The following is a 24,914-nucleotide window of genomic DNA, read 5'->3' on the forward strand; positions in this document are numbered from 1 at the left end:
ACGGAAAATTCATGCAAGGAGTCGACGCCTGACCCCCGCCGTGGCGGGGGTGTGCAACCGGTCAGCGCTTGACGGCCCGCAGCACCACGAACTTGGGGTTCCCCGCGACGACTCGGCAGTTGCCGAAGAGGCGGCGCAGCTTGACGTGGTAACCGAGGTGGCGGTTGCCGACCACCCAGAGTTCGCCGCCCGGCCGCAGCGCCCGCTTCGAGTCGGTGAACATCCGCCAGGCGGTGGCGTCGGTGGTGGCCTGGTGGGAGTGGAACGGCGGGTTGTTGAGCACCAGGTCCACCGAGCCGGGGGCGGTCACACCCGCGGCCAGGGCGTCGGCGGCCACGAACTCGGCCGGGGCGTCCGGGCCCAGGTTGGCGCGGAAGGTCTCCTCGGCGGAGGCCACCGCCTGGTGCGACTCGTCCACGAACACCAGCTCCGCACCGGGCCCGGCCAGCGCGGCGGCCGTACCGACCACGCCGTTGCCGCAGCCGAGGTCCACCACCCGGGCACCGGGGGCCGGGACGGGCAGGTGGGCGAGGAAGAAGCGGGTGCCGATGTCGAGCCGGTCGGCGCAGAAGGTGCCCGCGTGGTTGACCACCGTACGGCCGGAGACCGGACCGATGTCCGACGGCAGCGCGTAGCGGGTCGGCCACGGAATGGGGCCGGGGTCGAGCGCCGGGTCGGGGGTGCAGAGGATCAGCCTGGCCTTGCGGACGGCCAGCGAGGTGCGGGTCGGGCCGAGGATCCGCTCGAAGAGCCGGAGGGTGGAGGTGTGGATCTCGGTGGTCATGCCGGTGCCGACCACCACGGTGCCGGCGTGGACGGCCGGGGCGAGCCGGTGCAGCTGATCCTCCAGCAGGGCCAGGCTCTTGGGAACGCGCACCAGCAGCACGTCGATCCGCTCCGGCGGGGTGTCCCTGGTGGTCAGCAGCCGGGACTCGTCGACGGCGGCGCCGGCCCGGGCCAGGTTGGCCAGGGTGGCCAGGCGGCCGAGGTGGGAGTCGGTGATCTGGACCGGCCGGTACGCGGCGAGCGCGGTGGTCAGCGCGCCCCAGCGGTCGCCGAGGACGGCGACCGTGCGGCCGGCCAGCTCCGTCGCGGCGCCGGCCGCGCTGTCCGCCTCCCCGGCGAGGTGGCGCAGCAGGTACTCGTCGGCGGCGTCCCAGGCCCGCAGCCGCTCGCGCGGATCCGCTGGGTGACGGGTGAGCTCGAAGGTGCCCCAGGGAGTGGCCAGGGAGGTGTCCGGCGGGGTCGCGGCGGGCGTGGTCTGCGGATTCATCGTGTTCTCAGGCTATCCGACGACCCCAGGGAGACGGTTACGGACGGATACTGGAAGAGCCCGACCGAGAGGGGTGAGGGCGATGCAGTGGAAACTCGCAGTCGTGGTGGTCCCCGTATCGGACGTCGACCGCTCGAAGCTCTTCTACGAGGAGCAGGCCGGGTTCACCGTCGACCACGACACCCGGCTGCGGGACGGCCACCGGGTGGTCCAGCTGACTCCCCCCGGCTCGCCCTGCTCGATCGTCGTGGGCACCGGGATGACCGAAGCTCCGCCCGGATCGGTCAAGGGGCTCCAGCTGGTGGTGCCGGACATCGAGAAGGCGCACGCCGAACTGCTGGCCCGGGGCGTACAGGTCAGCCCGGTCCAGCACTTCGTGGCGGGGGGCCGGGTGAACGGGCACGGCGAGGCGTGGAACAACTTCGTGTTCTTCAACGACCCGGACGGGAACGCCTGGGCGGTCCAGGAGGCGCCGGCCGCCGTGCAGTCCTCGGGTGGTCCCCGAGGAGTCCTTGGGTAGGCTCCGGGAATGGCTGAACACGAGGGAAGCGTGCGGGTGGACAGCTGGATCTGGTCGGTCCGGCTGGTCAGGACGCGGGCGCTGGCGGCCGCCGCCTGCCGGGCCGGGCACGTCCGGGTGAACGGCGAACGGGCCAAGCCGGCCCAGGCGCTGAAGCCCGGGGACGAGGTCCGGGTCCGCGAGGAGGGGTACGAGCGGGTCGTGGTGGTGCGGAAGCTGATCCGCAAGCGGGTCGGCGCCTCGGTCGCGGCGGAGTGCCTGGCCGACAACAGCCCGCCGCGGCCGCCGCGCGAGTTCGTCGCGGCGGCCGGGACACGGGACCGCGGGACGGGGCGCCCCACCAAGCGGGAGCGCCGCGACCTGGACCAGCTGCGCGGGCACTGAGCGGCACCGGCCCGTCACGCGACGCCGAGCCGTCACACGGCGGCGGTCCGTTACGCGGTGGTCCGTTACGCGGTGGCGGTGGTGGCGGTGAGCACCCTGGCGAGGAAGCCGCCGAGGTTGCCCACCGTCCGGTCGATCTGCTGCTCCAGCGGCAGCGACTCGTCGGGCCTGGTGACCAGGGTGGACTTCTTCAGCCCGCGCACGTAGAGCGAGCAGGCCAGGTCGGCGCAGATGTACGTGCCGACCGTGTTGCCCTCGCGCCCGGCCGCCCCGGCCCTGCGGGCGGCGAGCAGCGCGACCCCTGACCCGGCGTGCGCGGTGATGCACAGCGAGCACACGTTGGTCTTGGTCAGGCTCCGCCGGATCACCGGCGAGCGCAGCGTCACCCCGACGAGCTCGCCCCCGTACGGCGCCACCAGGTACGCCCGGTCGGGCGCGCCCTGGTCCCGCCAGCCGAGGAAGTCCAACTGCTCCCACGGAAGTTCGGCAAGCCCCCGGGGCAGGTTGAGCCGGCGGGCCTCGCCCTTGGAGCAGTTGACGAAGGACGCGCGGATCTCGTTCTCACCCAGGGGTTCCATGCCGCGGAAACTAGCACCGGCCCGCCCGCCGTGTCGCGCCGATTTCACCCGGTGCGGACCGGATGGGCGGCCTGGACCGCGAGCCGCCGCGGGGCGTCCTCGCCGATCCGGGTGAGCAGGCCGTCCAGGGCGAGGAAGGCCTCCCAGCGCTCCCGCCCGCCGGCGGCGGCGAGCCGGTCGACCACGTGGTCCTCCAGATCCTGGACGCGCTTGTTCTTCCAGGCCTTGTCGGCCAGGCTCACCAGCAGTTCCTCGACGGTGACGCCGGGTTCCCCCCAGCTCGCGTGGCTGCGGGCGAAGCGGGCGAGGTGCTCGGGCACGCCGTGGGAGAGCAGCAGGGCGTGGCCGGCGGCCTCGTGCCGGGAGCCGGGGGCGGAGAGTTCCTCGGGGTGGACGGTCTTGCCGATGTCGTGGGTGGCGGCGCCGTACCGGACCGCCCCGCCGTCGAAGACCAGGCCCTCGCGGGCGCAGAAGTCGGCGATCTCCTCGGCCACCTGGTGCACCAGCGCGAGGTGGGCGACCAGTCGGGGCGGGGCGTCGACGGCCCGCAGCAGGCCGGCGACATCGGGGGGCAGCGGCGGCAGGGTGGTGGTCACGGCCGGAGGGTAGCCCGCCCGGTGACGGCTTGTCAGTGGGGGTCCGTAGGCTTCGACGGGCCGGTCCCGGCGCAGGAGGGGGGTGCCGGACCGGCCCGACGGAGCCGGGAGGGGCTACTTCTTGAAGGCGACACCGGCGTACGCCGAGACGTCCTGCCAGCCCTCGGGGAGTTCGGTGGTGGGCACGTGGCCCGCGGTGGGGCGCCAGAGCGGGAGCTGGACGAGCCCGGGGCCGGTGAACTCGAAGTCGCCGAAGAAGGGCTCGACGCCGGCCCGCGACCGCAGCACGAGCGGGGCGCTCGCGCTCTTGTAGATCCGGGTGCCCTCGGCGGCGCTCTCACGGGAGGCGAAGTCCGGGCTGCCGTGGGAGAGGATCAGCGCGCTGCCCGGGGCGAGCGCGTCGCGCAGGGTGCCGACGATCCGCTGGGCCCCCTCCTCGTCGCGGATGAAGTGCAGGACGGCGACCAGCATCAGCGCGACCGGCCGGGAGAGGTCGACGGCTCCGGCGAGCGCGGGGTGGCCGAGGATCGTGGCCGGGTCGCGCAGATCGGCCTCGATCACCGAGGTGTGCCCGGCCGGGTGGCTCGCCAGCAGGGCGCGGGCGTGGGTGGCGACGATCGGGTCGTTGTCCACGTACACCACCCGGGCGTCCGGGGCGACCCGCTGGGCGACCTCGCTGGTGGAGCCGACCGCGGGGATGCCGGTGCCGATGTCGATGAACTGGCGCACGCCGCGGCTCGCCGCGAACTCGACGGCCCGGCCGAGGAACTGGCGGTTGGTGCGGGCCATCAGGGGCAGCGCCGGGTAGGCGGATATCGCGGCCTGGGCGGCCTTGCGGTCGGCCTCGAAGTTGTCCTTGCCGCCGAGGTAGTAGTCGTACATCCGGGCGGTGTGCGGGACACCGGTGTCCAGCTCGCTCGGCGGCCGCCAGTCGTCGGCTCTGGCCCAGCCCCACTCGGTGTCCGCGGTCCGGCCGATCGCCGCGCTGTCCTCGTACATCCTGTCCGCCCCCAATGCGCCATGCCGGAATCGTTCGGCTACCGCCCGTCCACGCGGTGCGCGGTGATCGTATCCAAGGACACACCGTGGAAACAGCGGGAGTTCAGGTTTACGCAACACCCGGTGACGGAGTGTGTGCACGTCAAGCCCGGAGCGGCCGCCCCTCCCGGATCGCCCGCCGGGGCCGTCGTCCCTATGCTGGCTGCCGATGACTGCCGACCGCCGCACCGTACTGCGCACCACCGCCAGGTTCGCCGCCCTCGCCGCCACCGGTGCCCTCCTCACCTCCTGCGGCACCGGAACGCCCCGCCGGGCCGACCCGGGGGCGCTCGCCGCGCACCCCGGCACCGTGGACCCGCAGCACACCACCGACCCGGCCTGGAACGGCGGCGAGGGCCCTGCCTCCGCCACGCCCACCGCCTCGGCGGAGCCCCGGGCCGCCGACGGGCCGACGGCGGCCGCCGCCCAGCCCGCCACCCCGCCGGCGCCGCCCGCGCTGCCGCCGCTCGCGCCCGGCACCCCGGTCGAGGTCGCGTACGGGCCGCGCACCGGCGGGAACGTGGCGCTCACCTTCCACGGCAGCGGTGACCCGAAGCTGGCCACCGCGCTGCTGGAGGCCGCCGAGCAGCGCGGCGTCAACGTGACCGTGATGGCCGTCGGCAGCTGGCTCGACCAGCAGCCGCAGATGGCCCGGCGGATCCTGGACGGCGGCCACGAGCTGGGCAACCACACCCAGAACCACCTCAACATCTCCGCCATGACACCGGACCAGGCGCGCGCCGAGATCGCCCAGTGCGCGGAGCGCCTCCAGCGGCTCACCGGCTCGATCGGCCGCTGGTTCCGGCCCTCCGCCGCGCAGTACGCCACCCCGATGGTGCGGGAGCAGGCCAGGGCGGTCGGGTACGAGCACGTGCTGTCCTTCGACGTCGACCCGCGCGACTACAACGACCCCCCGGCCGCCGAGCTGCAGCGCCGGGTGCTGAACGCGGCGCGCGGCGGCTCGGTGGTGGCGCTGCACCTGGGCCACCAGTGCACGGTGGACGCGCTGCCCGCCATCCTGGACGGCCTGGCGAAGGCCGGGCTCAAGCCGGTGACCGCCAGCCGGCTCTGCGCGTGAGGACGTGTGGGGGCGCGTGAGCCGGTGATCAGACCATCGGGTCGTCGTCCTTGTACGGGCGCAGCCGCAGGGTACGGGCGTCCGAGTCGCGGATCGCGTCGGCCCGGTTGACCAGCTCCTCCAGGTCGTCCCGTCCGGCGTGGATGAACCGCCCGTGCAGCCCGTCGAAGCGGCCCCGGGCGGCGTCCACCGTGACCGCGACCATGTACGGAATGGAGCCCCAGGCGGTGGCGTCCCTGAACATCGGCATCCCCGCGGTCATGTCGGTGGCCACCGCGCCGGGGCTGATGTCGAGGACGACGATGCCGTTGCGGGCGAGTGAGTCCGCCATGTTGTCGGAGAGCTGGAGCAGCGCGCCCTTGGAGGTGGCGTACGCGGTGTAGTTGCCGTCCGGGCGCAGCGCGAAGCCGGAGTTGAGGTTGACCACCCGGCCCTGCCGCCGGGCGACCATGCCGGGCAGCACGCAGCACAGCAGGTTGTAGGGGCCGCGCAGGTTGGTCTCGATCACCTGCCACCACTGGTTGGCGTCGGTCTCCCAGAGCGGCACCTCGGCGCGGTCGACCAGGCCGGCGTTGTTGACCAGCAGGTCGGTCGGCCCGAGGTCGCGCTCGACCACCCGGACCGCCTCGCGCACCGAACCGGGGCGGGTCACGTCGGCGGTCACGGCGACACCCCGGGAGCCGCGCTTGACGCACTCCTTGAGGGTGTCGGTCAGCGTCTCGTGGGTGCGTCCGACCAGGCCGACGGACATCCCCTCGGCGGCCAGGCCGATGGCGATCTCCCGGCCGATGCCCCGGCCGGCGCCGGTGATCAGGGCGACCTGTCCTACGAGCGATCCCGTCGACACCGCGTGCTCCCTTCGCCGTCCCCGGCCCTGTCCGATTCCGCCCCGGCCCTGCCGTCCTCCGCCCCCGGCCTCCGTCTGCGGCATTCTGTCGGCCGCCGGGCGGAGCCGGCTCCGGCACACGGAGCCGGGGCCGCCGCCTCACTCGTTCGGGGGAATCCTGACACTGGCACCGCGCCGGGGAGGGGGTGACCTACTGGCCGGTACGGAGTAGTAACGTCGTCGGGGCGGTGCCCGGTGCACCCGTTCCGGCACACCGGCCCCGTCGTCCAGCGGCTCGCTGGGCCACCCCGCAGCTGGGCGACCCCCAGCTCCACCGAAGGGCAACTGAGTGAGTGACATCGCGCGCGTCGGAGTGATCGGCTGCGGCCTGATGGGGTCGGGCATCGCCGAGGTCTTCGCCCGGGCCGGGTTGGACGTCCTGGTGGCGGAGGCCAGTGGCGAGGCGCTGGAGTTCGGCCGCACCCGGCTGACCAACTCCCTGGACACCGCGGTCAAGCGGGGCAAGCTGACCCCGGAGCAGCGGGACGAGGCGCTGGCCCGGCTGTCCTTCACCGTCGAGCTGTCCGACTTCGCCGACCGCGACCTGGTGGTCGAGGCCGTCGCCGAGCGCGCGGACATCAAGGTCAAGATCTTCGAGACCCTGGACCGGGTGGTCGAGCGCCGCGACGCGATCCTCGCGTCCAACACCTCCTCGATCCCGATCGTGAAGCTGGCCGCCGCCACCACCCGCCCCGAGCAGGTGATCGGCCTGCACTTCTTCAACCCGGCGCCGGTCCAGAAGCTGGTCGAGGTCATCCCGACCCTGACCACCTCGGCGACCACCACCGAGCGGGTCGAGGCCTTCGCCTCGCAGGTGCTCGACAAGGAGCCGATCCGCGCCCGCGACCGGGCCGGCTTCGTCGTCAACGCCCTGCTGGTGCCCTACCTGCTGTCCGCGGTGCGGATGTTCGAGTCGGGCGTGGCCACCGCCTCCGACATCGACAAGGGCATGGAGGCCGGCTGCGCCCACCCGATGGGCCCGCTGCGGCTGTGCGACCTGATCGGCCTGGACACCATCGTCTCGATCGCCGAGTCGATGTACGACGAGTACAAGGAGCCGCTGTACGCCGCTCCCCCGCTGCTCTCCCGGATGGTCGACGCGGGCCTGCTGGGCCGCAAGTCCGGCCGCGGCTTCTACGACTACACCGCGAGCGCCTGACGCCCGCGGCGCCTCCGGGCACGGGGGCCCGGCGACCGTGAACCGGTCGCCGGGCCCCCGTTTTTGACCTGGCGTCAGCTGTTGATGGTGTAGCTGTCGCCGTACACCTTCCACTTCAGCGGCGGGTTGAGGTCGAAGTTCTTGGCGTTGAGGAAGACCAGCTGCTCGGTGTCGACCCGGCTGGTGTCGGAGTGGGCCTCCTCCTTCTTCATGACCACCTTGCGGGCGTCCAGGAAGGCCTTCAGGTAGGTGGCCTCGTCGCCGCCCTGGGCAGGCGTCCTGGCCTTCTTCATCGCGGCGGCGCGGATGCCGCCGAAGCTGTCCGAGCTGGTGCCCGGGCCGTGCATCACGATGGCGTCGTAGTAGGCGAACTGGCCGAGCGCGCGCAGGCCGTCGCTCTTGCCCTGGCTGACGGCGGGGTTGAAGTACACCCGGTCGCGCTCGTCGTTCTGGGCCTGCTGGAAGACGGTGTCCTTGGCGGCGGTGGCCCAGTCCTTCTCGAACGCGGAGCCGAGGCCGGCGTGCGAGTCGGTGCCGTTGACCTTCTTCAGGGCCGGCAGGTACTTGGCCAGGACGTTGCCGGGCTTCAGGTCGGTGTAGTGCTGGACCAGCTCCAGCATGTCACCGGTGCCGGAACAGAAGCCGATGATGCCGGCGGTGTAGCCCCGGCCGTCCTTGATGTCCTCGATGTACTTGTACTGGGCCTTCCAGTCCAGCGACGAGTTCTCCGCGCTGGACACCAGCTGCATGGCGATGTCCTTCTTGTGCGGGTCGTCCAGCCCGGCCGCGGCCAGCCGGACGGCGGCGGCCGGCGACGGGGCCGCCTGGGCCGCCGTGGTGGCCGCGACGGTCAGGGGGGCGGCCACCAGGGCGGCGGCGAGGGCGATGCGGAGGGCACGACGGGGCTGCGAACGCATGGAACGGCTCCGATTCCTCGATGGGTTAGGAAACTTTCCTAACAAGAAGAAGGAAACGCCCTCGGCCGCACTCCCGCAAGGGTTTTGACGGAACCTCTTCAAGAGATCTTGGGGCCGCGGACCGGCCCGCGCCGTCGCGCGGCTCAGTACGCCCGGCGCCTCACCCACCAGACCGCCCCCGCGCACGCGGCCACGCCCAGGGCCGCCGTCCAGCCGGACTCGACGAACTGGAACGGCCAGAACCGGTCCGCCGGCTGGTACACCTCGTGGGCGGTGTAGCCGCCGTCCCGCACCAGGGCCTGGAGCCGGGCGAAGTCCCCGAGGCCGTAGAACGCGTCGCCGGGGATCCGGTTCCCGGCCGGGTCGGAGAACCAGACGTTCAGCACCCAGCGGTCGTCCAGCGCCATGGGCACCATGGAGTGCCTCGGCTCCTCCAGCGGAGGCAGGTAGTGGGCGCGCACGGCGTGGGCGAGGAACGGCAGCGCGACCGAGGCCGCCAGGCCGGCCCCCACCGCGGCCACCGTCCGGCGCAGCACCGCACCGGCCAGCGCCGCGACCCCGAAGGCCACCAGCACCCGGCCGACCAGCACCGGCGGCGTCTGTACGAAGACCTCCGGGCTGAACCGCCCGTCCCTGAGCGTCAACGGCTCGCTCCACCAGCGCAGCACCAGTCCGAACAACGCCGCCACGACGGTCAGCGCCGCGCCGCCCACGACCAGGCCGCCCACCGTCCAGCGGGTCCGCCCGGCGCCCTGGGTCCAGGCGAAGCGCACCGTGCCGTGCTCGAACTCCCTTGCCAGCAGCGGCCCTCCGAGGAAGGCCCCGAAGGCTCCGCCGAGGACGTAGAGCACGGCTCCGAACTCCTGCAGTCCGTCGCCGTACTGGCGCAGGAACTGCTTGTAAGCGGCCGTGCAGGCGTCGGCGGCCGGGTCACAGGAGTTCGCGCCCGTGCGCTCCAGGCCGTCGTGCAGGTACCAGCCGTGGGCCAGCAGCGCCAGCGAGACCACGGCCATCATCGCCAGCAGGGTCACCAGCGCCGGCCGGTGGCGCAGCCCGGCCGCCCGCAGCACGGCGGAGCGGGGCGGCGCGAGGGTCGGGGACGTCACGGCAGCAGCACCTTCTCGTTCGGAGGGACGGCTCCGCGCGGTCCCGGGAGGGCGGAGGCGGCCGGCTCGCGCAGGTAGGCGAGCACCAACTCCGCCAGCCCGACACGCTGTTGGCGCCAGGAGCCGGAGACCGGAGCGTCCGCGCCGCCGGTACGGACCAGCAGGTGGGACTGGGCACCGGCGCGGCGGTCGCGGACCACCGGCAGCCGCCCGGCGACCTCGCCGGCCTCGGCGGTGGGACCGGTGAGCATCCGGTGGCCGCCCAGCAGGTCGTCCACCTCCCCCGCCACCTGGACCCGGCCGGCGCCGAGCGCCACCAGGTAGTCGCAGCTCTGCTCCAGCTCGTTGACGGCGTGCGAGGAGAACACCACCGACATGCCGTCCTCGGCCACCGCGGTCAGCAGCACGGCCATGAAGTCGTGCCGGGCGAGCGGGTCCAGGGCCGCCAGGGGCTCGTCCAGCAGCAGGAGTTCGGGGCGCTTGGCGAGGGCCAGGGCGAGCGACACCTGGGCCTGCTGCCCGCCGGAGAGGCGGCCGTACCTGCGGTCCAGCGGAATGCCGAGGCCCTCCAGGTGGGCGCGGGCCCGGCCCCCGTCCCAGCGGCGGTTGAGGTGGCGCCCCATCGCCAGCAGGTCGCGGACGGGCAGGCCCGGATAGAGTGCGGCGTTCTGGGCGACGAAGCCGATCCGGTCCAACGCGCGCGGCGAGCCGGGCGCCTGGTCGCCGAGGACGGTCAGCGCGCCCTCGCTGGGCAGGGCCAGCCCCGCGGCGAGGCCGAGCAGCGTGGTCTTGCCGGCGCCGTTCGGGCCGACCAGGGCCACCACGTGCCCGGCGGGCACGGCGAGCCGGCAGTCCCGCAGCGCCCAGGAGCGGCGGTAGCGCTTGCCGAGCCCGGCACAGTCGATCACCGTGTCCACGGCCATCAGGCCACCACCCCGTCCCGGCCCTCGCGCAGGTCGCGCAGCGCGTCCTCGAACACCGCGGCCATCCCCTCCTCGTCCAGCCCGGCGGTCCGCGCCGAGCGCATCCAGTCCAGCAGCCCCCGGCGCAGCGCGGCCCGTTCGCGCAGCGGCACCACCCCGGCCGGCAGGCCCCGTACGAAGGTGCCCTGGCCCCGGCGGCCGACCGCGAGGCCGCGGTGCTCCAGCTCGCGGTACGCCTTGAGCACCGTGTTCGGGTTGATCGCCAGTGCGGCCACCGCCTCGCGCACCCTGGGCAGCCGGTCCCCCTCGGTCAACCAGCCCATCCGCAGCGCCTGTTCGACCTGCTGCACGAGTTGCAGGTAGGTCGGGACGCCGGAGGCCGGGTCCAGGCGGAACTCGATCGGGGAGGGCTGGTCCGCTTCTTTATCTACTTCCATAGGTAAAGAGATAAGCGACGGACTGATGATCCGTCAACCCCGGGAAAGACGAAGGGCCCCGCCCCGGACTCGTGGTCCGGGGCGGGGCCCTTCGTCAGCCGCTGCCGCGTCAGGCGCCGCGCAGCACCGCGCCGGTGCGGGCGACGGCCTCGGCGACGGCCGCCTCGCGGGCGGCGGTGGCCTCGTCGGCGGTCAGGGTGCGGTCGACCGCGCGGAAGCGCAGCGCGTAGGCCAGCGACTTCTTGCCCTCGCCGACCTGCTCGCCGGTGAACACGTCGAACAGCCGGATGGCCTCCAGCAGTTCGCCCGCGCCGGAGCGCAGCGCGGCCTCGACGTCGGCGGCCGGGACGGCGGTGTCGACGATCAGCGCGACGTCCTGGGTCGCCACCGGGAAGCCGGAGACGGTCGGGCCGTTGACCCGGGCCGCGCCGTCGGCGGTGAGCAGGTCGATGTCGATCTCCATCGCGGCGGTGCGGGCCGGCAGCCCGAGCGCCTTGACCACCCGCGGGTGCAGCTCACCGGCGTGGCCGACCACCCGGTCGGTGCCGGCCACCAGCAGCTCGGCGCAGCGGCCCGGGTGCCAGGGAGCCAGCTGCCCCTGGCGGACGGTCAGCTCGACGCCGGCCGCGCGGGCCACCGTACGGGCCGCCTCGACGGCGTCCGCCCAGAAGGCCTGGGCGCCCTTGCCCCACCAGCCCGACGGCAGCCGCTCGCCCGCGAGGGCGACGGCGATCCGGCGCGGCTGGTCCGGCAGCGCGGCGTCCAGCTCGGCGAGCTCCTCGTCGCTGGGCCGGTGGTCGACGGCCGGACGCGGGGCCACGGACAGCTCGTCCTTGGGCAGGAAGACCGTGCCGGTCTCGAAGACCGCCAGGTCGGTGTTGCCCCGGCCGACGTTGCGGCGCAGCGCGCCGAGCAGGCCCGGCAGCAGCGTGGTGCGCAGCGCCGGCTCCTCGTCGTTCAGCGGGTTGACCAGCTTCACCGTGCGACGGCGCCGGTCGTCCGCCTCCAGGCCGAGCGCCTCGAAGGCGGCCTCGCCGATGAACGGGTAGTTGTTGACCTCGACGTAGCCGGCCCCGGCCACCGCGACGCCGATCCGGCGGTTCACCCGCTGGGCCTCGGTCAGGCCCTTGCCCGGGGGCACGTCGGGCATCCGGGCGGGGACGTTGTCGTAGCCCTCCAGCCGGATGACCTCCTCGGCGAGGTCGTACGGGTCGGTGAGGTCGGGACGCCAGGTCGGCGGGGTGACCTCCAGGACGTCGGCACCGGAGACCGAACAGCCGATCTCCTGGAGACGCCGGGTGACGGTCTCGCGGCCGTACCCGGTGCCGGCCACCCGGTCGGGCAGGTCGGCGGCGATGGTGATGGTCCGCACCGGGTGCGGGGCCGCGATGTCGGTGACCCCGGCCTCGGCGGTGCCGCCGGCGATCAGGACCAGCAGGTCGACGGCGCGCTGCGCGGCGGCGCGGGAGGCGTCCGGGTCGACGCCGCGCTCGAAGCGCTTGGACGCCTCGGAGGGCAGCTTGTGCCGCTTGGCGCTGCGGGCGATGGCGACCGCGTCGAAGTGCGCCGCCTCGATGATCACCTCGGTGGTACCCGGGCCGGCGGCCGGGTCGAGGATCTCGGTGGAGGCGCCGCCCATCACGCCGGCCAGGCCGATCGGGCCGCTGTTGTCGCAGATCAGCAGGTCCTCGGCGGAGAGCTTGCGCTCCACGCCGTCGAGGGTGGTGAGGGTCTCGCCCTGCTCCGCCCGGCGGACCGTGATCGGGCCGTCCACCCGCTGCTTGTCGTAGGCGTGCAGCGGCTGGCCGACCTCCAGCATCACGTAGTTGGTGATGTCGACGGTCAGCGAGATCGGCCGGATGCCCGACTTCTGGAGCCTGCGCTGGAGCCAGATCGGGGACTTGGCGTTCGGGTCGACGCCGATGACCGTACGGGCCACGAAGCGGTCGCAGCCGGTCTGGTCGTTGACCTTCACCAGGTAGCCGAAGGAGTTCGCCGGCGGCACGTCGAGCAGCGCCGGGTCGGCCAGCGGCAGCCCGTACGCGGCGGCGGCCTCGCGGGCCACGCCGCGCATGGACAGGCAGTAGCCGCGGTCCGGGGTGACGGCGATGTCGAGCACCTCGTCGACGAGCTGGAGCAGCTCGATGGCGTCGGTGCCGGGCTCGAACTCCGGCGGGAGCACGATGATGCCGTCGTGGTCGTCACCCATGCCCAGCTCGCGGGCGGAGCAGATCATGCCGGCCGAGGTGTGGCCGTAGGTCTTGCGGGCCGCGATCGGGAACGGGCCGGGCAGCACCGCACCCGGGAGCACGACCACGACCTTGTCGCCGACGGCGAAGTTGGTCGCGCCGCAGACGATCTCCTGCGGCTCACCGGTGCCGTTGGCGTCGCCGACGTTGACGAAGCAGTGCCGGATCGGCTTCTTGAAGCCGGCCAGCTCCTCGATGGAGAGCACCTCGCCGACCACCAGCGGGCCCTTGAGGTCCGTGCCGAGCTGCTCAACGGTCTCGACCTCCAGGCCGGCCCTGACCAGGCGCTCCGCGACGTCACGGCCCGTCTCACCGGCCGGCAGGTCGACGTACTCGCGCAGCCAGGAAAGCGGGACGCGCATCAGATCTCCATCCCGAACGGGAGGGTGAAGCGGACGTCACCCTCGACCATGTCGCGCATGTCGGCGACGTTGTGACGATTCATCAGGATCCGCTCCAGGCCCAGGCCGAAGGCGAACCCGCTGTAGCGGTTGGGGTCGACACCGCAGGCGACCAGCACCCGTGGGTTGACCACGCCGCAGCCGCCGAGCTCGATCCAGCCCTCGGAGGAGCAGGTGCGGCACGGCCGGTCCGGGTTGCCGACGCTCGCACCGCGGCACACGAAGCACTGGAGGTCGATCTCCGCGCTCGGCTCGGTGAACGGGAAGTAGGACGGGCGCCAGCGCAGTTCCAGGCCGCCGCCGATCAGCTTCTCGACCAGCACCTCGATGGTGCCCTTGAGGTCGGCGAAGGTGATGCCCTCGTCCACCGCGAGGCCCTCGACCTGCCGGAAGACCGGGGTGTGGGTGGCGTCCAGCTCGTCCGTCCGGTAGACCCGGCCCGGGCAGACCACGTAGACGGGGGGCTCGCGGTCGAGCATGGTGCGGGCCTGGACCGGGGAGGTCTGGGTGCGCAGCACCACGCCGGAGTCGGCGGAGCCGTCCGGGGCCTGGACGAAGAAGGTGTCCTGCATCGAGCGGGCCGGGTGGTCCGGGCCCAGGTTGAGGGCGTCGAAGTTCAGCCACTCGGCCTCGACCTCGGGGCCCTCGGCCACCTGGTAGCCCATCGCGACGAAGGTGTCCTCGATGCGCTCGGCCATGGTGGTCAGCGGGTGCCGGGCGCCGCGCGGGGCGCGGTCGTACGGCAGCGTGACGTCCACCGCCTCCTCGACCAGCACGCGGGCGTCGCGCTCCGCCTCCAGTTCGGCCTGCCGCTTGGCGAGGGCCTGGTTGACGGCCCCGCGGGCCTGGCCGATCAGCTTGCCCGCTGCGGCCTTGGCGTGCGGGGGGAGGGCGCCGATCTCGCGGTTGGCGAGCGAGAGCGCCGAGCGGTCGCCGGTGTGGGCGACCTTGGCCTGCTTCAGCTCGTCCAGGGAGCCGGCGGCGGCGAACGCGGCGATCGCCTCGTCCCGCGCCTGCTCCACCACCTCGGGCTTGAGTGCCTCGACCTCGACCGGGTCGTACGACTTGTTGGGTGCCGACATCTCTATCTTTCCCGTGCTCCTGCTCGTCCGTGCTCAGGTGTGGGGTCGCCTTCACGTCACGCCCGGCGGGGCCGGGGCACGGGCAGCCGGTCGCCGTTCGCCGGAGGCTCACGGGAGTGGTGTCCGCGGCTCAGCCGCGCAGGGCGTTGCGCAACGCCAAAGGTCGAGTGTAGTCGCAGCGCGTAGCGCGGCTGCCGTGAAGCCCGCCCGGCCCCGACCTACAACATGCTCTGCTTGTCGTTCATGCTCCTTCAGAGCATGAAGTCGGGCACGCCGGCGGGCAGGATAAATCGGAACCGGGCGCCGCCACCGGGCGCGCGGTCGACGCGGATCGAGCCGCCGTGGGCCTCCACGATGCCCTTGACGATGTAGAGGCCCAGGCCCGTGCCACCGCGCTTGGAGCCGCGCCAGAAGCGCGTGAAGACGCGCGGCATCGAGTCCTCGGGGATGCCACTGCCTTCGTCGCTCACGGTGACCGCTGTGCCTTCCACGATGCGGGGCGGGGTGCCGTTGCGCTCCCAGAGGGGCGCCTCGACGACCTCCTTGGCCGGTGCCACCTCGATCGTGACAGTTCCCTCGCCGTGCCGCACCGCGTTTTCCAGCAGGTTGGCGAGCACCTGGTCGACCTTGTCCGGGTCGGCCCACAGCACCGTCAGCGGCTCGCCGATCCGGATGTCGAAGCGCTCCTCGGGGATGCCGGTGGCGACCTTGCGCTCGACGTGCCGGCGCACCGCCGCCGCCAGGTCGACCACCTGCTTGCGCAGTTCCAGCCGGCCCGCGTCGATCCGGGAGATGTCCAGCAGCTCGGCGATCAGCCGGGTGACCCGGTCGGCGTCGGCGTCCACGGTCTCCAGCATCAGCCGCTTCTGCCCGTCGGTGAACCGCTCCCACTTGGCCAGCAGCGTCGCCGTGAAGCCCTTGACGCTGGTCAGCGGGGAGCGCAGCTCGTGCGCCACGGTGGCGATGAGCTCGGCGTGGCTGCGCTCGGTGCGGCGCCGGGCCTCGGTGCCGCGCAGGGCGATCACCAGGCGCTCCAGCGGCCCGCCGGGCGCGCCGCGGACGTACCGGGCGGAGACCAGCACCTCACGCCCTCCGGGCAGCAGCAGGTTGCGCTCCGGCTGGCGGGTGCGGATGGCCAGTCCGCCGTACGGGTCGGTCAGCTGCCACCAGCGGCGGCCGTCCAGGTCCTCCAGCGGGAGGACGTCCTCCAGGGCGCCGCCGAGCGCGGCCTTCGGGAGCACGCCGGTGAGCCGGGCCGCGGCCCGGTTGAAGCAGACCACCCGGCCCAGCGCGTCGGCGACCACCAGGCCGTCCGGTAGGTCGTCCGGGTCGAGCTCGGGTCCGCTGCCGACCATGGGTTGCCTCCCCGATTACCCACCGTGCCGTTCCCCCCACAGAGGCAGACCCTAGCGCCTCCCAGGCGCCCGCAGTAGGGCTTGCGGGGTGGATCCTGTCCGATCGGACCGGGGCGGCCGGGGCGCGTGCGCCGCCTGGCGGAGGCGGGGTCGGCGCGGAGCACCCGCGACCTCCCCGGGTACGTCAGGCCTGCGCGCGGCAGCCGCCGGGCGAACGCTGCGCACGCGCCGAGGCGTACAGGCAGACGGCCGCCGCGGTGGCCAGGTTGAGGCTCTCGGCGTGACCGTGGATCGGGACGCGCACGACCTCGTCGGCGAGCGCGCGGGTCTCCTCCGGAAGCCCCCACGCCTCGTTGCCGAACACCCATGCGCCGGGCGCGCCCAGGGTGCCCTCGTCCAGCTCCCGGTCCAGGTCGCGCTCGCCCGCGCCGTCCGCGGCGAGCACCCTGACACCGGCCTCGCGCAGCCTGCCGACGGCCTCCTCGACCGGCACGCCGACCGCCACCGGCAGGTGGAACAGGCTGCCCACGGAGGCCCGGACGGCCTTCGGGTTGTAGAGGTCCACCGAGGCGTCGGTGAGCACCACGGCGTCCGCGCCGGCGGCGTCGGCGGTGCGCAGCACCGTCCCGGCGTTCCCGGGGTCGCGCACGTGGGCGAGGATCGCGACCAGCTTGGGGCGGGCCTTGAGCACCTCGTCGAACGGAGTGTCGATGAAGCGGCAGAGCGCCACGATGCCCTGCGGGGTCACGGTGTCGCAGATCCCGGCGATCACCTCGTCGGTGGCGGTCAGCACCGGCAGCCCCTCGGCCAGGACGGCCTCGACGATGTCCGCGTGCCGCTCGGCGGCCTCCAGGCCCACGTACACCTCGACCACGGCGTGCTCGGCCGTCCCCGGCAGCCGGCCGAAGGAGACGGCCTCCCGGACGGCCTGCGGGCCCTCGGCCAGGAAGCGGCGCTCCTTGGTGCGCTGGTTCCGCTTGGCGAGCCGGCGGGCGGCGACGACGCGCGGCGAGCGCAGGGAGGTGAGCAGGGGGGTCTCGGTGCTCGGCATGGTCTCGGTTCTCTGGAGGCGCTGACGGAGGCTGGAGCTGACGGAGGCTGGAGGAGGAGGGAAGAACGCAGAACCGGACCCGCAGGAGAGCCTGCGGGTCCGGTGAGAGCTCAACCGATCTCGGAAGATCAGGCGGCGTCCGCGGCGGCCTTCGGGGCGTTCACGTCGGCCGGCAGCGCCTTCTGGGCGACCTCGACCAGGGAGGCGAACGCACCCGGGTCGTTGACGGCCAGGTCGGCCAGCATCTTGCGGTCGATCTCGACGCTGGCGGCCTTCAGGCCCTGCACGAAGCGGTTGTAGGTGATGCCGTTGGCACGGGCCGCAGCGTTGATGCGCTGGATCCACAGCTGACGGAAGTCGCCCTTGCGCTTCTTGCGGTCGTTGAAGTTGTAGACCAGCGAGTGGGTGACCTGCTCCTTGGCCTTGCGGTACAGGCGCGAGCGCTGGCCACGGTAGCCGCTGGCGCGCTCCAGGATGACCCGGCGCTTCTTGTGGGCGTTGACTGCCCGCTTGACGCGTGCCACTTGATTACTCCTTGGGTTGGACCACGGACTACTTCACGTGGTCCGTCATTCGAATGGGTCGGGAAGGATCAGCTGCCCCGCCGACGGCTCGCACCGGGCGGGAGGGCGATCACTTGCCGAGAAGCTTCTTGATCTTCTTGGCGTCACCGGGGGCGGCCACGACGGTCCCGGCCAGCTTGCGGGTCAGCGTCGAGGGCTTGCGCTCCAGGAGGTGGCGGCGGCCGGCGCGCTCGCGCAGCACCTTGCCAGAGCCACTGATCTTGAAGCGCTTGCTGGCGCCACTGTGCGTCTTCTGCTTCGGCATTTCGCCGTATCTCCTCGTCGGTCCCGTCCACGCCCGCGCGGCTGCTGCCACGCGGGCGCGAACTGGATGGATCTGCGGTGACCGGGCGGGACGCCCCGTCACCCTGTGGGCCGGTCTCCCGGGCCTCCTGGCCGGTGAAGGCTCAGGCGCCCTGGGAGGCGGCCGGCTGCTCGACCGGAGCGTCGGCCTCGTCGGCCGGCGCCTCGGCCGGGGCGTCCTGCGCCTCGGTCACGGCGTCGTCCGCCTCGGCCGCGGCGTCCAGGGCGTCATCCGCCTCGATCGCAGCGTCCAGGGCGTCGTCCTCCTCGGCGTCCGCAGGGGCGTCGGAGCCGGCGACGCGGCCCTGACGCTCGGCCTTGCGGGCGTCCGCGAGGGCGCGGGCCTCGGCCATCGCCTCGGTCTTCTTCTTGTGCGGGCCAAGGACCATGATCATGTTGCGGCCGTCCTGCTTGGGCGAGGACTCCACGAAGCCCAGGTCCTGGACGTCGTCGGCAAGCCGCTGAAGCAGACGGAAGCCCAGCTCGGGGCGGGACTGCTCACGACCGCGGAACATGATCGTGATCTTGACCTTGTCGCCCTGCTTGAGGAACCGAACGACGTGACCCTTCTTGGTGTCATAGTCGTGCGGGTCGATCTTCGGCCGGAGCTTCATCTCCTTGATGACCGTGTGCGCCTGGTTCTTGCGCGCCTCACGGGCCTTCATGGCCGACTCGTACTTGAACTTGCCGTAGTCCATGAGCTTGCACACCGGCGGCCGGGCGGTCGCCGCGACCTCGACCAGGTCGAGGTCGTACTCCTGCGCGAGCTCCAGCGCCTTGGCAAGCGGCACGATGCCGACCTGCTCGCCGCTGGGACCGACGAGTCGCACCTCGGGGACGCGAATCCGGTCGTTGATGCGGGGCTCGGTGCTGATGGGGCCTCCTCGGTTGCACCTTCTGCGATGCGGCCGTCGGACGGCGGTCGCACGTAGTGGACTCGACCACTGGGCGGGGCTTCATTCGTGCTGCGCTGTCCGGTACGTACACCGCCACACGAAAAAAGCCCCGCTCGGTACAAGCGGGGCTCCACACAACCGGGGGCGACGCCCGGTGAGGGGCGCTGCGGCGACTCGGCGCCAGAGGCGCCCGTCGCGGACCGGGACCCGTCGACCCTGAGGCCGACCAGGTGGGAGACTTTCGCGGTTGCCCTCTCGGGCCTCCTCGGTGGAGCCTCCACTTGCTGGCCAGGTGCCCATACGGGATCCCGGCCGGTCAGTCTCGAAGCTTACAGGGTCACGCTGTCGAACGCTATTCCGCCCCGCCCCGCGGCCGCGGACACGACCGTCTCCCGGCGCGGATACGGCCGTGTCCCGGTGCGGATGGACCCCTTGTACGCTCCATGGGTACGGACCGATCGACACGATGGAACGAGCCCCCCTTGAGCAGCGAGCCCACCCAGAACCCCGGCGCGGACGACGACGCGATCGGCTTCGACGACCTCACCCGCGACATCGCCGAGGTCCCGGCCGTCGAGGTGATCACCACCGTGGCGGTGCACCTGATGAGCGCCGCCGCCGTCAAGTGCGGTCTCGCCGAGGGCGGCGAGAAGGACAAGGACCTGGACGAGGCCCGCAAGCTGATCACCGCGCTGGCCGGGCTGGTCACCGCCGGCGCCCCCGAGGTCAGCAACTTCCACGCCGCCCCGCTGCGCGACGGGCTGCGCTCGCTCCAGCTCGCGTTCCGCGAGGCCTCCATCGTCCCGGACGCGCCGGGCACCGGACCGGGCGAGAAGTTCACCGGGCCGGTCTACTCCTGAGGCCGGCTCCGGACGGGAGTACCTACTAGGCCAGTAGGTACTCCCGTTCCCGTCTACCGCTGGTAGAGCCGCTCCCCCGGCAGCTCCGCGTTCGCCGGCAGCACCGCGAGGTCCAGCCCCCGGTCCAGCCGCACCCGCAGCACCGGGTCGGCGGCCACCGCCTGCCCGACCCGCTGCGCGGCCGCCTGTAGCCCGGCCTGGTCCAGCGCCGGGTCGAACACCACCGCGAGCACCCCGTCCGAGTCCTCCGAGCCCGCCAGCAGCCCGCTGACCACCTGCGGCTCGGCCGCCAGCAGCCCGCGGACTGCCTCGCGCACCTCCGGGTCCAGGACCGGCGGCACGAACGCGCGGTTCTCCGCGAGCGCCCGCAGCCGGGCACCGCCCAGCTGGAAGGGCACCGGCCCCGCCGGGTCGATCAGCAGGGTGTCGGCGCGCTCCGAGAAGGCGACCATCGCGGCCTGCGGGGCCGCCGTCGGCGCCGGCCGGGCGTCGGCGCGCCAGCGGGCGAGCGCCTCCAGCGACGTGAAGGCCGGCAGCGCGCGGCGCCCGTCCGGGGCCTCCAGGACCGGGACGGCCATGTCGCTGGTCTTGTCGTGCCGGTGCCCGTGCTCGTCCACCTCGACCTCGCCGAGGATCGCGACGATCGGGACCATCAGCCGGGTGGGGGTCAGCGCCGCCAGCACCGCCGGCTCGGCCGCGCGGTCCTGCGACCAGCGGGCGAGCGCCTCGACGAGCGCCGGGTCGGCGGTGCCGTCGTCGTCGGAGAAGCCGGGATTCGGGATGCTCTTGCCGACGAACGCCGGGTTGGAGAAGTCTTTGCGGTCCACCCGCCCGACCCTATGCCACCGGGCGCGAGCGGCCCCGGTTCCCTGCACGCGGGGCCTACCCCCCGGTAGCGCGGTGTGGCACCCTGCGCGCATGGTGATCCTCGACGCGCCCGCGACCGCGCCCGCCCCGGTCTCCGACCGCCTCCGGTACGACCGCGCCACCGCCCACCTGGACGGTCCGGTGGCCGTCGTGGACCTCGCCGCGTTCGACGCGAACGCCGCCGACCTGGTCCGCCGGGCGGGCGGCAAGCCGATCCGGCTGGCCAGCAAGTCGGTCCGCTGCCGGGCGCTGCTGGAGCGGGCCCTGGCCGTGGACGGCTTCCTCGGGGTGATGAGCTTCACCCTGGACGAGTCGCTCTGGCTGGCCCGCACCGGCGTCCGCGACGTCCTGCTCGCCTACCCCTCCGCCGACCGGGCCGGCTTCGCCGAGCTGACCGCCGACCCGGAGGCCGCCCGCGAGATCACCGTCGTGCTGGACGACCCTGCCCAGCTGGACCTGATCGACGGGGCCCGGGGCGGCGACGCCGAGGTCCGGGTCTGCCTGGAGCTGGACACCTCGCTGCACCTGCTCGGCGGCAGGATCCGGGTGGGCGCCCGGCGCTCACCGCTGCGCACCCCCGAGGGCCTCGGCGCCTTCGCCGAACTCGTCCAGCGCCGCCGGGGCTTCCGGGTGGTCGGCCTGATGGCGTACGAGGGGCACGTCGCCGGGGTCGGCGACCGGGTGCCGGGACGGCCGGTGCGCTCGCAGCTGATCCGGCTGATGCAGGCCAGGGCGAGGACCGAGCTGGCCGAGCGGCGGGCGGCGACGGTCCGGCGGCTGCGGCAGGTGGCCGACCTGGAGTTCGTCAACGGCGGCGGCACCGGCAGCGTGGAGTCCACCGTGGCCGAGCGCGCCGTCACCGAGGTGGCGGCCGGCTCCGGGCTGTACCTCCCGCAGCTGTTCGACAACTACCGCTCCTTCCGCGGCCGCCCGGCCGCGCTGTTCGGCCAGCCCGTGGTGCGCCGCCCCGGCCTCGGCGTGGTGACGGTGCTCGGCGGCGGCTACCCGGCCTCCGGCGCGGCCGGCCCGGACCGCTCGCCGGTCCCCTACCTGCCGGCCGGGCTGCGTTACGACCCGATGGAGGGCGCCGGGGAGGTGCAGACCCCGCTGCTCGGCCCGGCCGCGGACGACCTGCTGATCGGCGACCGGGTCTGGTTCCGGCACGCCAAGGCGGGCGAGCTGTGCGAACGCTTCGCCGAGCTGCACCTGGTCGAGGGCGACCGGATCGTCCGGACCGTGCCGACGTACCGGGGTGAGGGGAGGACGTTCCTCTGACGCTTCGTCCGCCGCTGCCCTAGCGTGGTGCCCGACACCGCGGCAGTGACGAGGGGAGCGGCATGGACGCCGAGATCACGGAGATTGCGACGAGGGGTGCGACCGCGCTGGCCGGCCTCATGGTCACCTCGGCCTGGGACCGGGTCAGGCCGCGGGTCGCCGCGCTGTTCGGCCGCAGGGCGGACTCGGTCTCCGAGGAGCTGGACGAGGCCCGGGCCGAGCTGGTCGCGGCGCGGGAGGGCGACGGCGAGTCCGCCGCCCGGAGCGTGCAGGGCGAGTGGGAGCCGAAGCTGCGCCGGCTGCTGGCCAACGACCCGGCCGTGGTCGCCGAACTCCAGGCCGTCCTCGACGAGTTCGCCCCGAAGCCGGCCGAGCGGCCGAACGTGGTGCACAACGAGCTCAAGGACATGACGGTCAGCGGCGGCATCGTGATCCAGGCCGGCACCATCACGGCCCGCGACATCGGGAGCTGACCTTTCCGGAGCCTTAACTGGGCCCGATGGAACGGCTAACCACTGCCGTCCATCGGGCCTTTGCGCTGTTCCGGGGCCTACAGTGCGTCAACAAGCACAGCACGCGCGGCTATTGCCATCTGGTCCAGACCAATCCTACGCTCTGGCCGGGGGCCGCGCGCCGGGCCGGCGGCTCCCGAACGGGCAGGCGTGCCCGTTCCCCCACGCACGCCCGGAACGACGGTCAAGGAGTCCCCACCCCATGTCCATCAAGCGAAGTGCCCTGTCCGTCGGCGTGATCGGCGCCGCGGTCCTCGCGGTGGCCGGTGCCACCGCCGGCACCGCCAGCGCCCACGGCACGATGACCAACCCCGTGAGCCGGGTCGCCGCCTGCTACGCCGAGGGCCCCGAGCACCCGGTGTCCCAGATCTGCAAGGACCTCGTCGCCGCGAGCGGCACCCAGCCGCTCTACGACTGGAACGAGGTCAACATCGCCAACGCCAACGGCAACCACCAGGCGGTGATCCCGGACGGCAAGCTCTGCTCGGCCAACCGCGACAAGTACGCCGCGCTGGACTGGCCGCGCACCGACTGGCCGGCCACCGCGGTGAAGGCCGGCGCCTTCACCTTCCAGTTCCGCACCACCGCGCCGCACGTCGGCACCCAGACCGTCTACATCACCAAGCCGGGCTACGACCCGACCAAGCCGCTCAAGTGGTCGGACCTCGACGCGACCCCGGTGGCCAAGGTTCAGGTCGACCGCAACGCCGTCAACGGCTCCTACTCCTACTCCGGCACCCTGCCGCAGCGCACCGGCCGCCAGGTCCTGTACACGGTGTGGCAGCGCAGCGACAGCCCGGAGGCCTTCTACGCCTGCTCCGACGTCGACTTCGGCGCCTCCACCACCGCCGTGTCCGCGCTCGCCGCCCAGGCCCCGGCCGCGCCCAGCGACGCCCAGATCGCCGCCGACGCGTCCAAGTCCACGGTCGCCCACCACGGCCACGGCGGGGACCCCGACTCCCCGGCCGGCCAGGTGGTCCCGACCGCCTCCGCGGCCGTGGGCGGCACCTCGTCCACCGGTCCGCTGCTGCTCGCCGGCGCCGCCGCGATCGGCGTCGGCTGGGCCGGCATGGTGCTCCGGCGCCGTCGCGTCGAGGCTGTTCGACACGACTCCTGACGCCGGACGCGGGACCGGGCCGGCCACACCCCCGTCCGGTCCGGTTCCCGCGGCACCACCCGCGACAGCGAACGGCGGGGGGGGCCCCCCCCCGGGGGCCCCCCCGGGGGGGGGCCGCCCCGGGGGGGGGGCGGGGGGCGGGGGGGGGGGGGCGGCGGGGGGGGGGGGCCCCGGCCCCCCCCCCCCCCCCGCCCCCGGGCCCCCCCCCCCCGCCCCCCCCCCGCGGGGGGGCCCCGCCGCCGTGTGAGGAGCGCGGGGCTCGGGTGAGCGCGAGCTCAGGTGGTGGTGCCCCCGGCGCCGCCGGAGCCCGAGCCGGTCCCGGGCAGCCCCGGGATGCTCGGCAGCTTGCCCTTGTAGTCGGTGATGCCCTTGACGATGGTGTCCATCACCGCGACGTCCGGCGCCTTGTCGGCGATGTCGAAGCCGAAACGCACCGAGACCAGCGACTTGCCGTCGGCCGACGGGAAGACCACGCTCTGCACGTAGCCGTTGTTGCCCTTGGGCGCGTCCACCTTCCAGCGGACCAGGTAGCCGTCCTGGCCGTTGACCTTCACGGCCTCCGACTTGAGCTCCTCGTGCCCGGTGATGTCGCCGTACGAGGTCTTGGCCGCCGCGACGACGTCGGCCTTGGCCGCCGACTGGGCGTCGGTGCCGCCGCCGGCGATGCGGCCGGTGTTCACGCCGCCGAGGGAGCAGTCGCCCTCGCCGCCCGCGCAGGTGTAGGAGCCGACGGTGAGCAGGGCGTAGCCGTCGCTGGTGGTGCCGGCCTCCCAGCCGGACGGGGCCGGCACGGTGAGGCGGTTCACCACGTCGACCGCCTTGTCGGCGCTCGGGCGGGTCTTGCCGCCCCCGCTGCCGCCGCTTCCGTTTCCGCCGTTGCCGTTCCCCCCGCTGCCGCCCTTGCTGTCCCCGCTGCCGCCGTTACTGCCGCCGTCCCCGTTGCCGGGGTCGCCGAAGCCCGGGAAGCCGCCCCACGGCCCGTAGCCGCCGCCCTGCGGGGCCGGGCGGGCGGAGCGCTGCGGGTGGTCCCCGTGGCCGTCCATCGCGAGGTAGGTGACGCCGGAGCCGGCGCCCAGGCCGAGCAGCGCGGCGACGGCGGTCGCCAGCACGAGCTTGGAGGGCTTGCGCCAGGCCTTGCGCGGCGGCGGCGCGGGCGAGCCGTAGGCGGTGCCGAACGGCAGCGGCTCCGGGTAGCGGACGGTCGGGCCGTTCTCCAGCACCTCGCCCTCCAGCACCCTGGGCTGCTCGGCCGTACCGGGCGCCTGGTCCGCGGCGGCCGTCGGCTCCGCCCCCGGGGTGGCCGGCGCCGACGTCCGGGCGTCCGGCGCCGGGGCGTCCGAGGGGGCGGGCCTGGTGTCGGCCGTCCAGCCCCTGCCGTCCCACCACCGCTGCGGCCTCGGGTCGCCGGTGGTGTCCTTCGGGTCCGGGTACCACCCGGCGGGAATCTGCTCACTCACGACAAAGAATCTAAAGGCATCCGGATAAACG

General features: G+C 73.6%; 26 protein-coding genes. 8 read left to right on the plus strand and 18 right to left on the minus strand.

Annotated features, from left to right (window positions below; translation table 11 throughout):
• Nucleotides 1-61: 61 nt before the first annotated feature.
• Entirely contained in the window at nucleotides 62-1,228 is a 1,167-nt protein-coding gene (locus tag ACIQOW_RS22360) for a methyltransferase (RefSeq protein ID WP_401087744.1), read from the minus strand.
• Between the two features lie 127 nt (nucleotides 1,229-1,355).
• On the opposite strand from ACIQOW_RS22360, the gene ACIQOW_RS22365 reads away from it, so the two are divergent.
• Both ACIQOW_RS22365 and ACIQOW_RS22370 read left to right on the plus strand, forming a co-directional pair.
• Entirely contained in the window at nucleotides 1,356-1,793 is a 438-nt protein-coding gene (locus ACIQOW_RS22365; RefSeq protein ID WP_401087559.1) for a VOC family protein, read from the plus strand.
• 9 nt (nucleotides 1,794-1,802) lie between these two features.
• A complete protein-coding gene (locus ACIQOW_RS22370) occupies nucleotides 1,803-2,177 on the plus strand; it encodes an RNA-binding S4 domain-containing protein (RefSeq protein ID WP_401087560.1) in 375 nt (124 codons plus the stop codon).
• Nucleotides 2,178-2,242: 65 nt separating this feature from the next.
• Here the strand turns inward: ACIQOW_RS22370 and ACIQOW_RS22375 are convergent, their stop codons facing one another.
• The 3 genes from ACIQOW_RS22375 to ACIQOW_RS22385 all read right to left on the minus strand — a co-directional run bounded on the left by ACIQOW_RS22375 (nucleotide 2,243) and on the right by ACIQOW_RS22385 (nucleotide 4,350).
• Nucleotides 2,243-2,755 carry an FBP domain-containing protein gene (locus tag ACIQOW_RS22375; RefSeq protein ID WP_401087562.1) on the minus strand — a complete coding sequence of 171 codons (513 nt, stop codon included), beginning with the start codon at nucleotides 2,753-2,755 and terminating at the stop codon, nucleotides 2,243-2,245.
• A gap of 44 nt (nucleotides 2,756-2,799) precedes the next feature.
• A complete protein-coding gene (locus tag ACIQOW_RS22380) occupies nucleotides 2,800-3,351 on the minus strand; it encodes an HDIG domain-containing metalloprotein (protein ID WP_401087564.1) in 552 nt (183 codons plus the stop codon).
• Between the two features lie 114 nt (nucleotides 3,352-3,465).
• Complete coding sequence (locus ACIQOW_RS22385; protein ID WP_401087566.1) at nucleotides 3,466-4,350, minus strand: SAM-dependent methyltransferase; 885 nt, start codon at nucleotides 4,348-4,350, stop codon at nucleotides 3,466-3,468.
• 208 nt (nucleotides 4,351-4,558) lie between these two features.
• On the opposite strand from ACIQOW_RS22385, the gene ACIQOW_RS22390 reads away from it, so the two are divergent.
• The gene (locus ACIQOW_RS22390; RefSeq protein ID WP_401087567.1) at nucleotides 4,559-5,467 is read left to right on the plus strand and encodes a polysaccharide deacetylase family protein; all 909 of its coding nucleotides are present in this window, start codon (nucleotides 4,559-4,561) and stop codon (nucleotides 5,465-5,467) included.
• Between the two features lie 28 nt (nucleotides 5,468-5,495).
• On the opposite strand, the gene ACIQOW_RS22395 is transcribed toward ACIQOW_RS22390, so the two are convergent.
• Complete coding sequence (locus ACIQOW_RS22395; RefSeq protein WP_401087569.1) at nucleotides 5,496-6,314, minus strand: SDR family NAD(P)-dependent oxidoreductase; 819 nt, start codon at nucleotides 6,312-6,314, stop codon at nucleotides 5,496-5,498.
• Nucleotides 6,315-6,642: 328 nt separating this feature from the next.
• On the opposite strand from ACIQOW_RS22395, the gene ACIQOW_RS22400 reads away from it, so the two are divergent.
• Entirely contained in the window at nucleotides 6,643-7,512 is an 870-nt protein-coding gene (locus ACIQOW_RS22400) for a 3-hydroxybutyryl-CoA dehydrogenase (RefSeq protein ID WP_188299340.1), read from the plus strand.
• Nucleotides 7,513-7,586: 74 nt separating this feature from the next.
• On the opposite strand, the gene ACIQOW_RS22405 is transcribed toward ACIQOW_RS22400, so the two are convergent.
• The 11 genes from ACIQOW_RS22405 to infC form a co-directional block, all read right to left on the minus strand.
• Nucleotides 7,587-8,429 carry a chitosanase gene (locus ACIQOW_RS22405; RefSeq protein WP_188299339.1) on the minus strand — a complete coding sequence of 281 codons (843 nt, stop codon included), beginning with the start codon at nucleotides 8,427-8,429 and terminating at the stop codon, nucleotides 7,587-7,589.
• Nucleotides 8,430-8,572: 143 nt separating this feature from the next.
• A complete protein-coding gene (locus ACIQOW_RS22410; protein ID WP_401087572.1) occupies nucleotides 8,573-9,535 on the minus strand; it encodes a hypothetical protein in 963 nt (320 codons plus the stop codon).
• Complete coding sequence (locus tag ACIQOW_RS22415; protein WP_401087573.1) at nucleotides 9,532-10,458, minus strand: ATP-binding cassette domain-containing protein; 927 nt, start codon at nucleotides 10,456-10,458, stop codon at nucleotides 9,532-9,534. Before ACIQOW_RS22415 ends, ACIQOW_RS22410 begins: the two co-directional genes overlap by 4 nt.
• Nucleotides 10,458-10,895, minus strand: a complete 438-nt coding sequence (locus ACIQOW_RS22420; protein ID WP_401087575.1) for a GntR family transcriptional regulator — start codon at nucleotides 10,893-10,895, stop codon at nucleotides 10,458-10,460. The genes ACIQOW_RS22415 and ACIQOW_RS22420 overlap by 1 nt, the downstream gene beginning before the upstream one ends.
• Nucleotides 10,896-11,004: 109 nt before the next feature.
• The gene (pheT, locus tag ACIQOW_RS22425) at nucleotides 11,005-13,506 is read right to left on the minus strand and encodes a phenylalanine--tRNA ligase subunit beta (protein WP_401087577.1); all 2,502 of its coding nucleotides are present in this window, start codon (nucleotides 13,504-13,506) and stop codon (nucleotides 11,005-11,007) included.
• On the minus strand, nucleotides 13,506-14,627 hold the full coding sequence (gene pheS, locus ACIQOW_RS22430) for a phenylalanine--tRNA ligase subunit alpha (RefSeq protein ID WP_188299334.1): 1,122 nt from the start codon (nucleotides 14,625-14,627) through the stop codon (nucleotides 13,506-13,508). The genes pheT and pheS overlap by 1 nt, the downstream gene beginning before the upstream one ends.
• 251 nt (nucleotides 14,628-14,878) lie before the next feature.
• Nucleotides 14,879-15,982, minus strand: coding sequence for an ATP-binding protein (locus ACIQOW_RS22435; protein ID WP_401087578.1), 1,104 nt, complete (start codon nucleotides 15,980-15,982; stop codon nucleotides 14,879-14,881).
• 184 nt (nucleotides 15,983-16,166) lie between these two features.
• Nucleotides 16,167-17,033: a TrmH family RNA methyltransferase gene (locus ACIQOW_RS22440; protein WP_401087580.1), complete on the minus strand. Its 867-nt coding sequence runs from the start codon at nucleotides 17,031-17,033 to the stop codon at nucleotides 16,167-16,169.
• A gap of 128 nt (nucleotides 17,034-17,161) precedes the next feature.
• Nucleotides 17,162-17,557 carry a 50S ribosomal protein L20 gene (gene rplT / locus ACIQOW_RS22445; RefSeq protein WP_030055649.1) on the minus strand — a complete coding sequence of 132 codons (396 nt, stop codon included), beginning with the start codon at nucleotides 17,555-17,557 and terminating at the stop codon, nucleotides 17,162-17,164.
• A 109-nt stretch (nucleotides 17,558-17,666) separates the two neighbouring features.
• On the minus strand, nucleotides 17,667-17,861 hold the full coding sequence (gene rpmI, locus ACIQOW_RS22450) for a 50S ribosomal protein L35 (RefSeq protein WP_188299331.1): 195 nt from the start codon (nucleotides 17,859-17,861) through the stop codon (nucleotides 17,667-17,669).
• Between the two features lie 142 nt (nucleotides 17,862-18,003).
• Nucleotides 18,004-18,774: a translation initiation factor IF-3 gene (gene infC, locus ACIQOW_RS22455; RefSeq protein ID WP_401087746.1), complete on the minus strand. Its 771-nt coding sequence runs from the start codon at nucleotides 18,772-18,774 to the stop codon at nucleotides 18,004-18,006.
• A gap of 464 nt (nucleotides 18,775-19,238) precedes the next feature.
• On the opposite strand from infC, the gene ACIQOW_RS22460 reads away from it, so the two are divergent.
• Complete coding sequence (locus tag ACIQOW_RS22460; RefSeq protein WP_401087583.1) at nucleotides 19,239-19,655, plus strand: DUF1844 domain-containing protein; 417 nt, start codon at nucleotides 19,239-19,241, stop codon at nucleotides 19,653-19,655.
• Between the two features lie 53 nt (nucleotides 19,656-19,708).
• On the opposite strand, the gene ACIQOW_RS22465 is transcribed toward ACIQOW_RS22460, so the two are convergent.
• The gene (locus ACIQOW_RS22465) at nucleotides 19,709-20,482 is read right to left on the minus strand and encodes an SseB family protein (RefSeq protein ID WP_401087585.1); all 774 of its coding nucleotides are present in this window, start codon (nucleotides 20,480-20,482) and stop codon (nucleotides 19,709-19,711) included.
• A 91-nt stretch (nucleotides 20,483-20,573) separates the two neighbouring features.
• Here ACIQOW_RS22465 and ACIQOW_RS22470 point away from each other — a divergent pair, with 91 nt between their 5' ends.
• The 3 genes from ACIQOW_RS22470 (at nucleotide 20,574) to ACIQOW_RS22480 (ending at nucleotide 23,426) form a co-directional block, all read left to right on the plus strand.
• Nucleotides 20,574-21,797 carry an amino acid deaminase/aldolase gene (locus tag ACIQOW_RS22470; RefSeq protein WP_401087587.1) on the plus strand — a complete coding sequence of 408 codons (1,224 nt, stop codon included), beginning with the start codon at nucleotides 20,574-20,576 and terminating at the stop codon, nucleotides 21,795-21,797.
• 62 nt (nucleotides 21,798-21,859) lie between these two features.
• Complete coding sequence (locus ACIQOW_RS22475; protein WP_401087589.1) at nucleotides 21,860-22,270, plus strand: hypothetical protein; 411 nt, start codon at nucleotides 21,860-21,862, stop codon at nucleotides 22,268-22,270.
• Between the two features lie 241 nt (nucleotides 22,271-22,511).
• Nucleotides 22,512-23,426: a lytic polysaccharide monooxygenase gene (locus ACIQOW_RS22480; protein ID WP_188299326.1), complete on the plus strand. Its 915-nt coding sequence runs from the start codon at nucleotides 22,512-22,514 to the stop codon at nucleotides 23,424-23,426.
• A gap of 275 nt (nucleotides 23,427-23,701) precedes the next feature.
• Here the strand turns inward: ACIQOW_RS22480 and ACIQOW_RS22485 are convergent, their stop codons facing one another.
• A complete protein-coding gene (locus ACIQOW_RS22485) occupies nucleotides 23,702-24,883 on the minus strand; it encodes a DUF2510 domain-containing protein (RefSeq protein ID WP_401087591.1) in 1,182 nt (393 codons plus the stop codon).
• Nucleotides 24,884-24,914 lie beyond the last annotated feature (31 nt).

The sequence above is a fragment of the Kitasatospora sp. NPDC091335 genome (assembly GCF_044757205.1).
Classification (GTDB): Bacteria; Actinomycetota; Actinomycetes; order Streptomycetales; family Streptomycetaceae; genus Kitasatospora.

Excerpts from the sequence above, each read along its gene's own strand:
- rpmI (WP_188299331.1), bottom strand. The coding sequence starts at position 17,861 with ATGCCGAAGCAGAAGACGCACAGTGGCGCCAGCAAGCGCTTCAAGATC.
- ACIQOW_RS22365 (WP_401087559.1), top strand. The coding sequence starts at position 1,356 with ATGCAGTGGAAACTCGCAGTCGTGGTGGTCCCCGTATCGGACGTCGAC.
- ACIQOW_RS22405 (WP_188299339.1), bottom strand. The coding sequence starts at position 8,429 with ATGCGTTCGCAGCCCCGTCGTGCCCTCCGCATCGCCCTCGCCGCCGCC.
- ACIQOW_RS22370 (WP_401087560.1), top strand. The coding sequence starts at position 1,803 with ATGGCTGAACACGAGGGAAGCGTGCGGGTGGACAGCTGGATCTGGTCG.
- pheS (WP_188299334.1), bottom strand. The coding sequence starts at position 14,627 with ATGTCGGCACCCAACAAGTCGTACGACCCGGTCGAGGTCGAGGCACTC.
- ACIQOW_RS22390 (WP_401087567.1), top strand. The coding sequence starts at position 4,559 with ATGACTGCCGACCGCCGCACCGTACTGCGCACCACCGCCAGGTTCGCC.
- ACIQOW_RS22385 (WP_401087566.1), bottom strand. The coding sequence starts at position 4,350 with ATGTACGAGGACAGCGCGGCGATCGGCCGGACCGCGGACACCGAGTGG.
- ACIQOW_RS22460 (WP_401087583.1), top strand. The coding sequence starts at position 19,239 with ATGGGTACGGACCGATCGACACGATGGAACGAGCCCCCCTTGAGCAGC.
- ACIQOW_RS22480 (WP_188299326.1), top strand. The coding sequence starts at position 22,512 with ATGTCCATCAAGCGAAGTGCCCTGTCCGTCGGCGTGATCGGCGCCGCG.
- ACIQOW_RS22420 (WP_401087575.1), bottom strand. The coding sequence starts at position 10,895 with ATGGAAGTAGATAAAGAAGCGGACCAGCCCTCCCCGATCGAGTTCCGC.
- ACIQOW_RS22415 (WP_401087573.1), bottom strand. The coding sequence starts at position 10,458 with ATGGCCGTGGACACGGTGATCGACTGTGCCGGGCTCGGCAAGCGCTAC.
- ACIQOW_RS22475 (WP_401087589.1), top strand. The coding sequence starts at position 21,860 with ATGGACGCCGAGATCACGGAGATTGCGACGAGGGGTGCGACCGCGCTG.
- ACIQOW_RS22375 (WP_401087562.1), bottom strand. The coding sequence starts at position 2,755 with ATGGAACCCCTGGGTGAGAACGAGATCCGCGCGTCCTTCGTCAACTGC.
- ACIQOW_RS22470 (WP_401087587.1), top strand. The coding sequence starts at position 20,574 with ATGGTGATCCTCGACGCGCCCGCGACCGCGCCCGCCCCGGTCTCCGAC.
- ACIQOW_RS22440 (WP_401087580.1), bottom strand. The coding sequence starts at position 17,033 with ATGCCGAGCACCGAGACCCCCCTGCTCACCTCCCTGCGCTCGCCGCGC.
- pheT (WP_401087577.1), bottom strand. The coding sequence starts at position 13,506 with ATGCGCGTCCCGCTTTCCTGGCTGCGCGAGTACGTCGACCTGCCGGCC.
- ACIQOW_RS22435 (WP_401087578.1), bottom strand. The coding sequence starts at position 15,982 with ATGGTCGGCAGCGGACCCGAGCTCGACCCGGACGACCTACCGGACGGC.